21 protein-coding genes and 1 pseudogene are annotated in these 12,263 nt (G+C 57.6%); 10 read left to right on the top strand and 12 right to left on the bottom strand.

The window, feature by feature from the left end:
* Together GAO09_RS29625 and GAO09_RS09200 are read left to right on the top strand one after the other, a co-directional pair.
* Positions 1 to 289, top strand: a 289-nt coding sequence (locus tag GAO09_RS29625; RefSeq protein WP_209018666.1) for a hypothetical protein, incomplete at its 5' end; no start/stop codon positions are given.
* Between the two features lie 227 nt (positions 290 to 516).
* Positions 517 to 753 carry a hypothetical protein gene (locus GAO09_RS09200; protein ID WP_153353711.1) on the top strand — a complete coding sequence of 79 codons (237 nt, stop codon included), beginning with the start codon at positions 517 to 519 and terminating at the stop codon, positions 751 to 753.
* 77 nt (positions 754 to 830) lie between these two features.
* Here the strand turns inward: GAO09_RS09200 and GAO09_RS09195 are convergent, their stop codons facing one another.
* Both GAO09_RS09195 and GAO09_RS29620 read right to left on the bottom strand, forming a co-directional pair.
* Positions 831 to 1,076, bottom strand: coding sequence for a hypothetical protein (locus GAO09_RS09195; RefSeq protein ID WP_153353710.1), 246 nt, complete (start codon positions 1,074 to 1,076; stop codon positions 831 to 833).
* Between the two features lie 65 nt (positions 1,077 to 1,141).
* Positions 1,142 to 1,312 (bottom strand): hypothetical protein, encoded by a 171-nt coding sequence (locus GAO09_RS29620; RefSeq protein ID WP_183830445.1) that lies wholly within the window; start codon positions 1,310 to 1,312, stop codon positions 1,142 to 1,144.
* 218 nt (positions 1,313 to 1,530) lie between these two features.
* Here GAO09_RS29620 and GAO09_RS09190 point away from each other — a divergent pair, with 218 nt between their 5' ends.
* Together GAO09_RS09190 and GAO09_RS09185 are read left to right on the top strand one after the other, a co-directional pair.
* Positions 1,531 to 2,001 (top strand): Hsp20 family protein, encoded by a 471-nt coding sequence (locus GAO09_RS09190; RefSeq protein ID WP_153353709.1) that lies wholly within the window; start codon positions 1,531 to 1,533, stop codon positions 1,999 to 2,001.
* 98 nt (positions 2,002 to 2,099) lie between these two features.
* Complete coding sequence (locus tag GAO09_RS09185; protein WP_145642281.1) at positions 2,100 to 2,396, top strand: DUF982 domain-containing protein; 297 nt, start codon at positions 2,100 to 2,102, stop codon at positions 2,394 to 2,396.
* A gap of 29 nt (positions 2,397 to 2,425) precedes the next feature.
* On the opposite strand, the gene GAO09_RS09180 is transcribed toward GAO09_RS09185, so the two are convergent.
* A complete protein-coding gene (locus tag GAO09_RS09180) occupies positions 2,426 to 2,644 on the bottom strand; it encodes a hypothetical protein (RefSeq protein ID WP_153353708.1) in 219 nt (72 codons plus the stop codon).
* A gap of 209 nt (positions 2,645 to 2,853) precedes the next feature.
* On the opposite strand from GAO09_RS09180, the gene GAO09_RS09175 reads away from it, so the two are divergent.
* From GAO09_RS09175 to GAO09_RS09165, 3 genes are read left to right on the top strand one after another with little or no spacing between them, the layout of a single operon-like run.
* A complete protein-coding gene (locus GAO09_RS09175) occupies positions 2,854 to 3,573 on the top strand; it encodes a PAS domain S-box protein (RefSeq protein WP_209018665.1) in 720 nt (239 codons plus the stop codon).
* A 28-nt stretch (positions 3,574 to 3,601) separates the two neighbouring features.
* A complete protein-coding gene (locus tag GAO09_RS09170) occupies positions 3,602 to 3,889 on the top strand; it encodes a GGDEF domain-containing protein (RefSeq protein ID WP_209018664.1) in 288 nt (95 codons plus the stop codon).
* A complete protein-coding gene (locus GAO09_RS09165; RefSeq protein WP_209018663.1) occupies positions 3,879 to 4,142 on the top strand; it encodes a diguanylate cyclase in 264 nt (87 codons plus the stop codon). Before GAO09_RS09170 ends, GAO09_RS09165 begins: the two co-directional genes overlap by 11 nt.
* Here GAO09_RS09165 and GAO09_RS09160 read toward each other — a convergent pair.
* From GAO09_RS09160 to GAO09_RS09150, 3 genes are all read right to left on the bottom strand, one after another.
* Positions 4,115 to 4,414 (bottom strand): hypothetical protein, encoded by a 300-nt coding sequence (locus GAO09_RS09160; protein ID WP_153353704.1) that lies wholly within the window; start codon positions 4,412 to 4,414, stop codon positions 4,115 to 4,117. The two genes, GAO09_RS09165 and GAO09_RS09160, sit on opposite strands and share 28 nt — an antisense overlap.
* A 28-nt stretch (positions 4,415 to 4,442) precedes the next feature.
* Positions 4,443 to 4,679, bottom strand: a complete 237-nt coding sequence (locus GAO09_RS09155) for a hypothetical protein (RefSeq protein ID WP_153353703.1) — start codon at positions 4,677 to 4,679, stop codon at positions 4,443 to 4,445.
* Between the two features lie 338 nt (positions 4,680 to 5,017).
* Positions 5,018 to 5,935, bottom strand: a complete 918-nt coding sequence (locus GAO09_RS09150) for a PhnA-like protein (RefSeq protein WP_153353702.1) — start codon at positions 5,933 to 5,935, stop codon at positions 5,018 to 5,020.
* Positions 5,936 to 6,306: 371 nt separating this feature from the next.
* Between GAO09_RS09150 and GAO09_RS09145 the strand changes: the two genes are divergently transcribed.
* Positions 6,307 to 7,470, top strand: a complete 1,164-nt coding sequence (locus GAO09_RS09145; RefSeq protein ID WP_148148539.1) for a zinc-dependent alcohol dehydrogenase — start codon at positions 6,307 to 6,309, stop codon at positions 7,468 to 7,470.
* 156 nt (positions 7,471 to 7,626) lie between these two features.
* Here the strand turns inward: GAO09_RS09145 and GAO09_RS09140 are convergent, their stop codons facing one another.
* Positions 7,627 to 8,493 carry an SDR family oxidoreductase gene (locus GAO09_RS09140; RefSeq protein ID WP_209018662.1) on the bottom strand — a complete coding sequence of 289 codons (867 nt, stop codon included), beginning with the start codon at positions 8,491 to 8,493 and terminating at the stop codon, positions 7,627 to 7,629.
* Between the two features lie 323 nt (positions 8,494 to 8,816).
* Here GAO09_RS09140 and GAO09_RS09135 point away from each other — a divergent pair, with 323 nt between their 5' ends.
* Together GAO09_RS09135 and GAO09_RS09130 are read left to right on the top strand one after the other, a co-directional pair.
* Entirely contained in the window at positions 8,817 to 9,053 is a 237-nt protein-coding gene (locus GAO09_RS09135; protein ID WP_148148568.1) for a DUF6894 family protein, read from the top strand.
* A 100-nt stretch (positions 9,054 to 9,153) separates the two neighbouring features.
* The gene (locus GAO09_RS09130; protein WP_148148540.1) at positions 9,154 to 10,080 is read left to right on the top strand and encodes a manganese catalase family protein; all 927 of its coding nucleotides are present in this window, start codon (positions 9,154 to 9,156) and stop codon (positions 10,078 to 10,080) included.
* A gap of 183 nt (positions 10,081 to 10,263) precedes the next feature.
* On the opposite strand, the gene GAO09_RS09125 is transcribed toward GAO09_RS09130, so the two are convergent.
* From GAO09_RS09125 to GAO09_RS09105, 5 genes and pseudogenes are all read right to left on the bottom strand, one after another.
* A complete protein-coding gene (locus GAO09_RS09125; protein ID WP_153353701.1) occupies positions 10,264 to 10,431 on the bottom strand; it encodes a DUF2934 domain-containing protein in 168 nt (55 codons plus the stop codon).
* A 56-nt stretch (positions 10,432 to 10,487) separates the two neighbouring features.
* Positions 10,488 to 10,988: pseudogene (locus tag GAO09_RS09120) on the bottom strand (YciE/YciF ferroxidase family protein).
* A 221-nt stretch (positions 10,989 to 11,209) separates the two neighbouring features.
* On the bottom strand, positions 11,210 to 11,353 hold the full coding sequence (locus GAO09_RS09115; RefSeq protein ID WP_153353700.1) for a hypothetical protein: 144 nt from the start codon (positions 11,351 to 11,353) through the stop codon (positions 11,210 to 11,212).
* 45 nt (positions 11,354 to 11,398) lie between these two features.
* Entirely contained in the window at positions 11,399 to 11,608 is a 210-nt protein-coding gene (locus tag GAO09_RS09110) for a hypothetical protein (RefSeq protein WP_153353699.1), read from the bottom strand.
* A gap of 52 nt (positions 11,609 to 11,660) precedes the next feature.
* The gene (locus tag GAO09_RS09105; RefSeq protein WP_153353698.1) at positions 11,661 to 12,131 is read right to left on the bottom strand and encodes a hypothetical protein; all 471 of its coding nucleotides are present in this window, start codon (positions 12,129 to 12,131) and stop codon (positions 11,661 to 11,663) included.
* Between the last annotated feature and the right edge of the window lie 132 nt (positions 12,132 to 12,263).

The following is a 12,263-nucleotide window of genomic DNA, read 5'->3' as shown; positions in this document are numbered from 1 at the left end:
CGTCGTGTTCAGAGTTTCCATTCTTTCATCCGTTTCCATCCATTTCCTAGCCAGCCGTCATGCACTATTTTTCCATCCGTTTCCATCCAACTTCAGATTGCCTGTCCACCTGCCTGCTGGTTGTGCGTCAGATGATCTGCCAGTCTTCGCTAGACCGGACCCAGACTTCTACAGCGAGACAAAAGAAGATGTTCGAGAATGGCTGCCAGCAGAAGCAGAGACGGTCTTTAGATTTCATCGGCAGGGAGATAGCGACCGAGAGATAGGGATGGGATTTCCAAGTCCCTGACGTCTTAAGAATTCGGGTGACATGGAAGCGAAACTACATTGGGTCACAGGTTCGATTCCGCTCAAGACCCGAACTGATCCGTTCTTCCCAGCAAGAGGCTTTGAAGATGCAAGGCAGGCGACAACGAGCCGCTTCTCTATCGGTTTCCTAGCCTGTCGTCCGCTGACAAGGACTCTGTCATTGAACGCAATGACCGACATCAAACTGAACGAACGGACCGTTCGGTCGTGCGAATTGTCCTAAGCAAAGTCCCCGATTCGGCCTGCTCGGAAGACGATCTCGGGTTCTCCCTCTTCGCCCACAACTGGATCGCCTCGACGTTTCCATACAGCGACGCCCGCGTGCCGGGTGGCAAGATCCTTAGCTTCCTCAATGGCGGCATCCTCGGTCGCGGCAGGGCGAGGATCGAATGCTGGCACTGGTTGGCCGCGGTCGTCGAGATCGAATGCAAGGACATAGATTGATATAAAGATTCCGGGCATTCAGTGTGCTCCTTGATAGGGGAGGAACGTCCTGCGACACTCCCAACTCGCCCGCTAAGCTACGTGTTATCCGCCAATCGCTGCTGTCGGTTGAAATCGGTCATCGCGTTCTGCTGATCCTGGAGGTATCGCTCCACGTCTCCACCACAAGCCTCCTTGATCTCGGCCACCGTGAATCCGTCCGCTTCTGCGGGCTCCACCAGGATTTTCGCTTGATCGCGAAAGTCTGCCTTGTTCTCATGCAGGCCCGGGTCGCGAATGATTTCCTGCACGCGATCGTCCAGCCAATCCGTGATACCAACCATTTTTCATTTCCCTTTCAGCTTCAGTTTGCCGCCAGACGTGCAGCGCTTGTTTTCCTCTCGAGGGGTTAAGGTGCCAAGCATTCGTCACAAATGCCGCAGCCGTCTTCATCGATGGCGGAGTTGGGACGCTGGCGACAGCAGCAAAGGCAAATGGCCATCTCGTGTTCAGTGTTGTGCGCCGGAGGCAAAATCTCAATATCGGCGTCCGAAAACATCTCGGTCATTCCATCATCCATTCCGATGCTCCCAAAGCGAAGATCGCGACTCGAAATAGGACCGGATTTTCAGCGAACAAGATGATTTCAGGGAGCTGGAAAAATTTTCGAGCGGGGTCTTGAACCACAAAATCTCAAAAACCAAATCGGTCAACGCCGACGGCCCAACGAGGGGGTCGGCTGACCGAGGAGGCGGATTTCCCCGCTTTCTTCCATGTTGCTTTACGGAGGATATGGTTATGAGAACTGAACTTGATTTTGCCCCGCTCTATCGTTCGAGCATCGGCTTCGACCGCGTGTTCAATCTGCTCAGCAATACGCAGCGTCTCAACGCAATCGAGACCTGGCCGGCCTATGACATCGTCAAGACTGGTGAAGACGACTACCGCATCACGATGGCGGTGGCAGGCTTTGGCGAAGGCGATCTCGATATCACTCAGGAGCGCAATGTCCTGGTGATCAAAGGCGGGAAGGCTGAAGAGCTGCAGGGCGAATATCTCCACCGCGGCATCGCCGGTCGTTCCTTCGAGCGTAAGTTTGAGCTTGCGGATCATGTGAGGGTGGAAGGGGCCGATCTAAAGAATGGCCTGCTGACGATTGCCTTGAAGCGCGAGTTGCCCGAAGCCATGAAGCCGCGCAAGATCGAAATCGGCGTCGCATCAGCCGCTAGCGAGCCGCTCCGGCTCGAAGCCGAACGCAAGGTCGCCTGACCCGAACAACCAAGAAGAATTATCGGTCGATATCAGCCGGCCCGATCCAGGGCCGGCTTCAGTCATCAGTCGGTATCGAGCAAACGAAGGAGGTCGGTATGTTGCTCGCTCAATTTGACAAGCCCGTCTACGCACAGCGCCGGTATTTTGTGCAGGAGATCACCGGACTGGATGACGTATTCGATTTTCTTGACGAGTGGCCCAAGGAGAAGCGCAATCTCGCTTACGAGACCCTTGTTCGATACTGTCGTGAGGCGGCGAACGGTCATTGGCCGATCGACGCGGTCCGAGAGAATTTTCGAATTTTTCTGAAGCAGAACGGCAAGCTTGCCGAGCTGGAAGACGTCCCGCCTCATCTACGGTGTGATACGAGCGCGAAGATCGGCGGGGCGTAACAGCCAGAAAAGCTGCGACAGTTTCAAAGCTAGCGGCCGGCGTAGATCCGGTGCATTGTCTCTGCAGCGGCCTGTTCAACTGGAATTTCGAAGAAAATCTCCGGGTTGCTCGCCAACGCCTGAAACGTTCGCTCGATCAAGTCATCTTTCTCGGGGCCAGCGAGATGATAGCGTGCCGCATAGCGGCCCAGCAGCGTCCTCAGTATGCGCATGTCGCTCGTGGAAAGACCCCGGCTCTTGTTATCCATGTCTTCCTCCCTGATCTTACCGGTCTCGAAGGTCGATCCTTATTGGGGCCTTCGATTATTCCGATAAGGCCCACGATAATTTCGGAGGTGTCTGACATCAAGGATCCGGGCAAATGCAGCTGCCGTTGGGCGACAAAGGTGACCGGCACCTTGATTATCCTCCCCTAAAACACACCTATCGCCGTGAAGCTCTTGTCTTTGGAGGAAAGATGGTAGCGGAACCGTATACGGCCGACGACCCCGAAACCCGCCTAGCGTTGTTCGACTTTGCCTTCGAGAATGCTCCGATCGGGATCGCTCTGGTCGATCTTGAGGGACGCATCATTCGTGGCAATGCTGCCTTTGCCAAGCTGCTGTCGCTTCCGCTCGAAAAGGTGCTGGGAACGCATTTCAGGGACTTTACCCATCCAGAGGATATCGAGGCGGACCTGATCCTATTCAAGCAAGTCCTGCAGGGAAGGCGGGACGGCTACACGATCGAGAAGCGTTATCTCCGCCCATTCGGCGAGATCGTTCACGTCCTGATCCATGTTGCCGCGATGCGCGATGCTGCGGGCAAGGTCGTGCGCTTCATATCGCAGATCGAGGATATCACCCGCCACAAGGAGCATGAGCGTCAGCTCGCCGAGCGCGCGGCGCAGCTTGAGCTGGCGCTTGAAGCCGTCCGTGGGGGCTTCTGGCAAATGGATATCCTCACAGGCAAATTCGAGACGTCCGATCGACTGGCTCAGTTTATTGGAGGGCCGACAGCAGCACGGCTCGATCTCGAGCGCTATGTCAACAGGGTCAACGTGAACGATGGCGCCCAGGCCGATCTGACGCCGCTAATTGCCGGAAAGCTCGACCAGAATGTCGCCGAGTATCGTTTGGACACCGTTCACGGCGAACGCTGGATGCGTTGTGATCGGCGGCTGTTGCGCGATAGCTAGCGACGGCCGTCCGATCAAGATTGTTGGAATGGCAATCGACTTCACCGAAGATCGACGCCGGATCGAGGTGCTGGAGGAGACAGCGCGCACGGACGCGTTGACTGGGCTGCTGAACCGGCGTGGGTTGTCGATCGAGTTCGCGGCTTTGCAGTCTGCCGATGGCTTTGCTGTCCTTGCGCTCGACCTCGATGGGTTCAAGGAGGTGAACGATGCTCATGGCCATGCGATGGGAGATATCGTCCTGCAGACTGCAGCTGCGCGCCTGACCTCAGCCGTCAGGGACCATGATCTCGTGGCACGGACAGGTGGGGGATGAATTCGTCGTGGTCGTCGCGGGCGATCGTTCCACAGGGGAGGCGGCCGCAGAGCGTATTCTTGCGCGGATGAGGGAGCCGATCGTGATTGCCGATGAAACCGCCGATGTCCGCGCGAGCATTGGGGGAATTTGGGCGGGCGAGAAGCGTGATATGTCCGAGCTTCTCAAGGAGGCCGACGCGCTTCTTTACGATGCGAAGGCGGCCGGCAAGGATGTCGTCAGATTTCAGTCTGCATCCGGGGCGATGCGTTGACGTGGATCAGCATCTTCCCCCGCGCCGCCAAACGTCTCCGCTTGATTGGGCGTCGTTTCCAATGCGTGAGTAACAGACCTTGATCGCTGTGCTCTGCGGGCTGTAAGGTCGTTGTATCGAGACCTGAGCTCTGGCATCTCGTACTCGCCGCTGATCCAGAGATCGACCAAGGCTATAAATTCGGGGTCACTGTCGATAGGCATTCCCCGCAACAGTGCCGTGGTGCGCACCCGATCAAAAATCGTTCGCCGTCTGTCGCTGTCGATCGCCAACCTACATCTCCGGTGGTGTTGAAAGCGTCTAGAGGAAGACCGAGAGACCTTCCGTACTGACGACATAGATGAACTCTTCCCATGCCTCATGGGCAGAAGCGAAAGATTCATTCCATTCGGTGAGCTGGTCTTCTAGGCTGGTTACCTCCATCCGCCAATCGGCACTGCCTGAAGGGCGGAAGATTTCCACAACGACGGTGATGCCGTTCTCAGTATAGCGGCCGGAGAATTCTGAGCGTTCGGACAGCGGCTGATGTTGGTTCATTGGGTCACTGAAAATGTTGGCGCTTATCCAATATTACGTCTGCGCGTCGCGGCCGCAAGACGAATGCCCAGCTGAATCTCAATCTATCGATATACTGGAAGAGCCACATGTCTCGGGTTCGTGCCCATACAGTAGCTCAATGGTGGCCGCCGCAAAGACGTTGGCGGTCGAATGGATGAACACATCGCTCAAGCTGCCTGAGCGTCGCGCTTGCCTCAACCACTATCCAGAGCGCAGGAGAGGAAGCTGCCTCATTGATGCCAATGATTCAAGCTGCTTGGTTTTAAACAAGGTTCGCCGGGAGCGTTTCGCTCCCGGCGATGTCGTAGACGGCTGCATCAGACGCGATGCGTAATGGTTTCTGAAACGATGACGTTGCGCTTCGTGCCATACGAACCCCCGAACCATCCCGCAACCGCACCGAGTGCGAGCGCAAGAAAGCCGAGGATCGCACCCGCAGATATGGCAGCAGTTGCGGTCTGGGCAGCCTCGATCGCCTGCTGCTTGGCGGCCTGCATGTTATCCCGATAGGACTTTTCATACTGCTCGACCTGGGTCCGGGCCTGATCGACCGGAATGCCCTGGGCTTTTGCGACGGCGTCGGCGGCGCGAGCGCGGGCCTCCTCGGCCTTCGCCTGATCTCCAGTCACCAGAGCCTGCACGGAGGACACAGCCGCAGTCTGTAATGCCTGGGGGTCATTGCCAGTTGAAGACCTGATTTGCTGTTCGATCCCAGCCATCGGATTTGTCGAGTTGGCAAGTGCAGGCGCCGCTGTCGTGGCGGCGGTGGCGGCGGTCTGACAAACGCCCCCGACGACACTTGCAAGACCGCTGAATGCACCGCCCACCAGCGCTCCGACAGAGGTCGTGAGCAGATAGAGCACGACAAGGGTCGTGACCGCCCAGGTGGTCAATCCATGATAGCCCCCCGTCGAGTTGCTTGGTCGGCCTGATAGTCGGCTCGAAACGTAGCCGCCGAGGAACGCTGCAATGATGCCCGCGAGCACGAACCAGATCCCGCCGCCGATGGAAAATGAACTTGCTGTCGGGTTGTCGGACGTCGCTGGGTCGAGGACAGCCGCGCCGATACCGACGCCGAGAAGATTGAGGAGGAACTGCGCCGCAAGCGCGATTGCCACACCTGCGAAGATCGCGCCCCAGCTCACCTTGTTATATGCCGCCGTCGCGGGTGCGCCGCCCCTTAACGTGTCGTGGAGGGTATCGTGGGGAAGATTGGTTGATACTGGGGTTGTCATGGTAGCCTCCGGCTAATTCATCACGGGTTCGTGAGTGTGGCCACAACTCGCCGGTGGACCACATGTTCCGGATGCGGGGAAATCGGAATGTTTCGGGTGACTTGTTACGATCTCTCCGCGCTTGGTGAGGCGGGGGGCGCATAAGGCGGAGGCTCCCCGGACCGTCGAACTCCATATCCTTAGGGGACCCGCATCCTTGAAGACCCGCGCTATCGCTTGCCATTATTTTCCGCGCAGGCCGAATGCGGAATCCTCTGCCCGAACGGAGCTGGAACAGTTGATCACGCCGCGAGTTCCTGACGGGCTGACGGCGGCTGATTGCCCTGATGAGATTGAGGCAACGACCGACCGTAAATTGGGAGAGACCGCAGATGAAAGCTCTTACGTGGCATGGTAGCGGCGACATACGCTGCGAAACGGTAGACGACCCGGTAATCCAAGACGATCGCGACGCGATCATCAAGGTGACCAGCTGCGCGATTTGCGGCTCCGATCTGCATCTCTACGGCGGCTTCGTTCCCGGCATGCATGCGGGGGACGTCATGGGCCATGAGACGATGGGGGAGGTCGTTGAAGTCGGCCGCGGCAATTCCAAACTCAAGATCGGCGATCGCGTCGTAGTGCCCTTCACAATTTCCTGCGGTGAGTGCCGGCAGTGCAAATGGGGGCAGTTCTCTCTGTGCGAACGATCGAACCCCGCGGGCGCGGAGCAGGCAAAGCAGATCGGCTATCCGACCGCCGGCCTGTTCGGTTATTCCGAAATGTATGGTCGCTTCCCAGGCGGTCAGGCGCAGTATCTTCGCGTTCCTTATGCCGATGTTGGCCCAATCGTTGTGCCTGACGGCCTGAGCGACGAACAGGTCCTGTTCCTCTCCGATATCTTTCCAACCGGCTACATGGCCGCCGAAAACTGCGACATCAAGCAAGGGCAGACAGTCGCTGTATTCGGCTGCGGCCCGGTTGGCCTGTTTGCCATCAAATCGGCGTTCCTGTTAGGCGCGGAGCGAGTTATTGCAATCGACACCGTACCGGAGCGACTAGCCCTTGCCCGAGCATCCGGTGCAGAAACGCTCGATTATGCGGATGACGATCTGCAGGAGCGTATTCTCGCCATCACCAATGGGCTTGGACCGGACGCCGTCATCGAGGCAGTCGGGATGGAAAGCCACGGCGCGGGCGGTGTGTTGGAGACCCTCCAGACAAAGCTGACGTCAACCGAACGGCCTTACGCCCTCAGCCAAGCGATCCTCGCCTGCCGGCCTGGCGGGACCGTTTCGCTGCCCGGTGTCTTCGTGGGTCCAGCAGTTCCAGCACCTCTCGGAGCCGTCGTGGGCAAAGGTCTCACGCTGAAGACAGGCCAGACCCATGTGCAACGGTATCTCGAGCCGCTGTTGAACCTGATCGTCGAGGGCAAGATCGATCCGTCTTTCCTGATCACCCACCGCATAGGCCTCGAAGAGGGACCGGAGGCATACAAGACTTTCCGCGACAAAGCAGACGGCTGCGTCAAAGTTGTCATCCGGCCGAATGGATAAGTCGCGGCTTGGCTCAGGGCCTTTCACTTGGCTTACGCATCAAACCCCATTTCGAGAGGTGAGGATCTTGTAGCATCGACGAGATGCTGCCTCTGATGCAAAGAACCACCGAGGCTGGAGGAAACATGTTTCCGTCCGGCCTCGGAGTCAGAAGTATTAAATCATGATCTCGCCGCCGGTGACCGGAATGACAGCGCCTGTCATGTAGCTTCCAAGTTCAGAAGCCAAAAGGACATAGGCCCCTGCGAGTTCGGCAGGCTGGCCAGCGCGGCCGATCAGGGTCTGTTGCCCAAACTTGGCGGCTTTTTCTGCCGGCATGGTAGACGGGATAAGGGGCGTCCAGATCGGGCCGGGGGCGACCGCATTCACGCGAATGCCCTTTTCAGCGAGCATTTCGGCGAGGCCGGCCGTGAAATTGGAAACGGCACCCTTGGTGGATGCATAGGCGAGAAGCTGCGGCGATGGCTGCCGCGACTGAATGGAGGTCGTGTTGATGATTGCACTTCCAGGTTTCATATGCGGGGCGGCGGCCTTTGACAGAAAGAACGGCGCATAGATATTCGTTCGGAACGTCGTGTCCCACTCATCAGCAGATATATCGGCGATATCTCCGTAGGTGCGCTGAAAAGCAGCGTTGTTGACCAGAATGTCGATACCGCCGAGCTCATCGACCGCGCGCGCGACCAGCTCCTGGCAATGGTCTTCCGATGTGATGTCTCCGGCGATGACAAGCGCCTTACGGCCGGCGTCCTCGACCCATTTGGCGGTGTCGGCCGCATCATCGTCTTCGTTGAGATAGGAGATCAGAACATCGGCGCCTTCACGCGCGAAAGCAATGGCCACGGCCTTGCCAATTCCCGAATCCGCGCCGGTAATCAGTGCGACCTTGCCTTCGAGTTTTCCATTGCCGCGATAGGATTTCTCGCCATGATCCGGGGCCGGTTGCATCGACGCGGTTTTGCCAGGCGGTTGTTGCTGCTGTTCTGGATAAGGCGGGGTCGGGCGGCGTTGTTCTTCGGTCATGATCTTCCTCCGTTGAATGACGGAGGCTTAACCGGCTGGAAGGGTAAGCGTTCCGCGATGTGCCGCCGCCAATGCCGCAAACTGCGTGATTTCAATCCCCCTGGATCTCTCGTCTAAGTCAGGGCGAAGCTTTAGCCAATTGTGTCGGATTCAGAATGCTCTGGGTAGGATATCAGCGGGCCGCCTCGATCGTCGATGGTCGCAGAGGCGCCGAATATCTCGGACTTGCTTAACCGGGTCACGGCAAAGTTGCCGATATTTCCGCGATTGTCGAAACCTTAGGCGATTTCCAATGTTGTCAGCTCGAACAAGGAGCACTTTGCATGCCGAAATATTATTTCCATATTCGAGACGGACAGGATCTGGCGCATGATCCCGAGGGTGCGGAATTCGAAACGCTTGAAGCTGCGCGGAAAGAAGCAGCCAACTCCGCCCGAGAACTTCTCGCGCAACGGCTCTTGCGTGGTGATGTCATCGACGGGCAGGCATTCGAGCTGACGACGGAAGATGGCGATATTGCTGACATAGTTCGGTTCAAGGACGTCATGCGCTTGGAGTGATGCGAATTAAATCCAGTACGATATCGGACACTAACATAATCTGAGGAACTATCGCGATCGCCGTAGGTTGGGCGCTTGTCTCCAACCGAAAGGAATTCTCATGTTTATGAGAGTAGACCAGCTCCAGGCGGAGCTGCCCGCGCCGAAAGCCGCGGATCCGAATGCTGCAGCCGCCCTTCAGGAGTTGCTTGGCGGAAAATACGGGGAAATGTCGACTCTCGGGAACTACATGTTCCAGTCGTTTAACTTCCGCTCGAAGTCGAAGCTCAGGCCTTTCTACAGCTTGGTTGCCAGCATCACGGCAGAAGAGCTCGGGCATGTCGAGCTCGTGAGTAACGGCGTCGCGATGCTGAATAATGGGCCTGACATCCCCGACGGTGACGAGGGCGACGGTGGAGACATATCCGGTGCTCCGTTCAAGGATATGGCAGATATCCGTTTGGCCGCGAGTTTTCTGTCGGGCGGCGGCGGCGCGATGCCGATCAACAGCAACGGCCAATCCTGGAACAACGATTTCATCACCACGACTGGCAATGTCGTTCTCGATCTGCTGCACAACTTCCACCTGGAATGCGGCGCCCGCCTTCATAAGCTGCGGGTCTATGAGACAGTGACCGACCCGACGGGTCGCGAGGTCTGCGGCTATCTTCTTGTTCGCGGGTCGGTTCACGCGCATGCCTACGCGCTGGCGCTGGAGAAAATCACCGGAGTGGACGTGAAGAAATTCCTGCCCACCCCGAATATCCCGCTTGCCAACATTCCCGAATGCCAAAAGTATCTCGACGAAGGATCGCATCGGCGCCTCTATACCTGGAGCCCGAACGACTACAAGGAGATTGCGGGCATCTGGAGCAATGACGAAGTCGCGCTGCCGGGTGATCCTCCAGGCGAACTCGAGGTCGTCGATGGGATGCCAGATGGCGGTAAAATTCAGCAGCTTGTCGGCGTGCCATCGGCTTTCACTCCGGACTATGCGCCGGAGGAAATGTTCGAGATCGCCGAAAAACTTTACAAGAAGTCCCGATGAGCGTCGACAGTATCACAGACTAAGGGAGCCCGCCTTGGCGGGCTTCTCTGTATCCTGGGTTTGGGAGCCTTGGTCGTTCGCGACAAGGAAGCTCTTGGAATGCCAAATAAAATAGGCCCTCCGAATTAAAAACTCGAAGGGCCCACTTCATGTCAGGTGACGTCATGAGGACGTTCACAGCCTTTATTCGGCTTGGTCGTCCCAGGAACTCGTGGGCGAAGTCGCACTATTTTCGTCCCACTCGGCGCTCGCTTGACTCCAATGCTCATGCTCCTGCCCATCCGGATTTCCGGCCTGTTCCCACAGCTCGTATGCCCGGCGGGCAACCCAGTCGTCGGGTTCGGATTCCATGCTTCCTCCCTTTGTGGCGTAGCGGGACCGCGCTCTCCTGCGCGGCCCCATTTACATTACGCGGCCTTCTTCGAACCCTTGGGGTTTGCCGATGTTTCGCCGAGCTGGGTCAAAAGCTGATCGGTCTCGAGCTCTTCCTGCAAGGTTGCATCTAGCAGCTCGACGGCTTCGGTCAGGCCATGCTGTTTCGCCCAGCTTTTCAACGTGCCGTAGCGCGCAATCTCATAGTGCTCGACGGCCTGCGCGGATGAAATCAGGCCGGCGTCCAAGGCAACGGATCCCCTAAACTCGTCCATGATCTCTTCGGCCTCTGCAATGATGCCCTGGATGGCTTCACAGGTCTTGCCGCGCGCCGGCTTGCCGATCAGCTCGAACACCTGCTGGGGCCGTTCGATCTGGCCTTCCGTCTGTTCCTTGTGCTTCAGAAAAGCTGCCTTGCCTTCCTCGGACTATGAGGCGCGGGCCATTTTCGGCAATGCCTTCAGGATCTGCTTCTCGGCGTAGTAGATATCCTTGAGCGTATCGAGAAACAGGTCGTCCAGGGTCTTCTCTGCCATGATAGTTCTCCTGAGTTACGGGAAGCCGCGCACGGTGATGCCCTGCCGTGCGCGGGCCGATAACGTGATCTCGCAGACGTTGTTCCGTCGTAATATGGATACTGTGTCGACGGTACGGTGTCGTACGAAAGTCAATTTTTGGCCGTTGCTGGCTTCTATGACGAGGGTCGAAAAGCCGCATTCGGACTGTCGAGTAGCGCCCGCTTTCAATTCGCGGGGATTTAGACTTCGTCCTTGGGTAATTTGCCCTCAGTGTCACGCAGCCCATCCTCCGCCGCTTTCTTCAGCTTCTCGCGATCTTTGTCCGCGACTGCGGGGTTGATGCGCGCAGCATCGCTGGTCGGGTCTGGGCTGTCGTCGGTCATAGTGGCGTCCTCTTCCGGCGAACGTTTCGGAATCTAGTTCGTAACCTAGCGTTTTTTTTCCGAACTGCTTTCTGCGGGATCGAAATTTATGTCCCAATCCTTTTTGGGGCCTTTCTGACCGGGCGGGACCTTATGTTCGGTCGCATCCTTGGATCCGGTGATTACAGTTGGCTTGGCGCTGTGGACGCCGGATGCATGTGGATCCGCCTGGGACGGCGCGTATTGACCTTTTGCATCGTCTTCCGGATTGGCCATTTTTTCCTCCATTTGGGTTCATTTTGGGCGGTCTGCGCTCCTTGAGGTCACATCAACGCGTCATGCCCCAGACGAAGCCGATGACGGCGGCGATACCAACCGCCGGCAATGGCTTGGCACGGATGCGCTGCTTCAGGTCAACGAGTACGTCAGAGGCTTGCGCCTTCGCGACGCGCACCGTCGCCGACCCAATCTCGCTGGCGCTCTCCCGCAGTCGCGCAATCTCCGCCTTCAGAGCTTCAAGCTCTTCGCGGGAAGATGCAAATGTCGTCCCATCGGTCTGCTCGGGCTCGCTCGTCGCTGCCAGAGCCTTATCGACGAGCGGTGCGTCCGAGCCAAAGCCAACCTCATTTGAGGGAGACGGCGCGATCCCGGTTGGGTTGGAGGTTGTTGTCGCCGAGACCGGGTCGGAGGCCGGGAATGTGGACTTGAGACCATCCTCGAGTTCAGATCCAACATCGCGGGACTGTCGGGCTTGTTCTTGTTCAAGAGCCTCAACTGCTGGGGATTTCGGCGGGGTCATTGGTGTCCTCCTGGGTTCAATCCACGAACACTTGCTGAGGCGTAAGGTTCCGTTTGTTTCAATCATCGTCGGTCAACGAAACCAGCCGCTCTTCCCCGCGTTTGTAGCTGTGACCTTAGGAAACAGGAGCGA

The sequence above is a fragment of the Endobacterium cereale genome (genome assembly GCF_009617585.1).
GTDB lineage: Bacteria > Pseudomonadota > Alphaproteobacteria > Rhizobiales > Rhizobiaceae > Neorhizobium > Neorhizobium cereale.
This window is presented reverse-complemented; position numbering and strand designations above follow the sequence as displayed.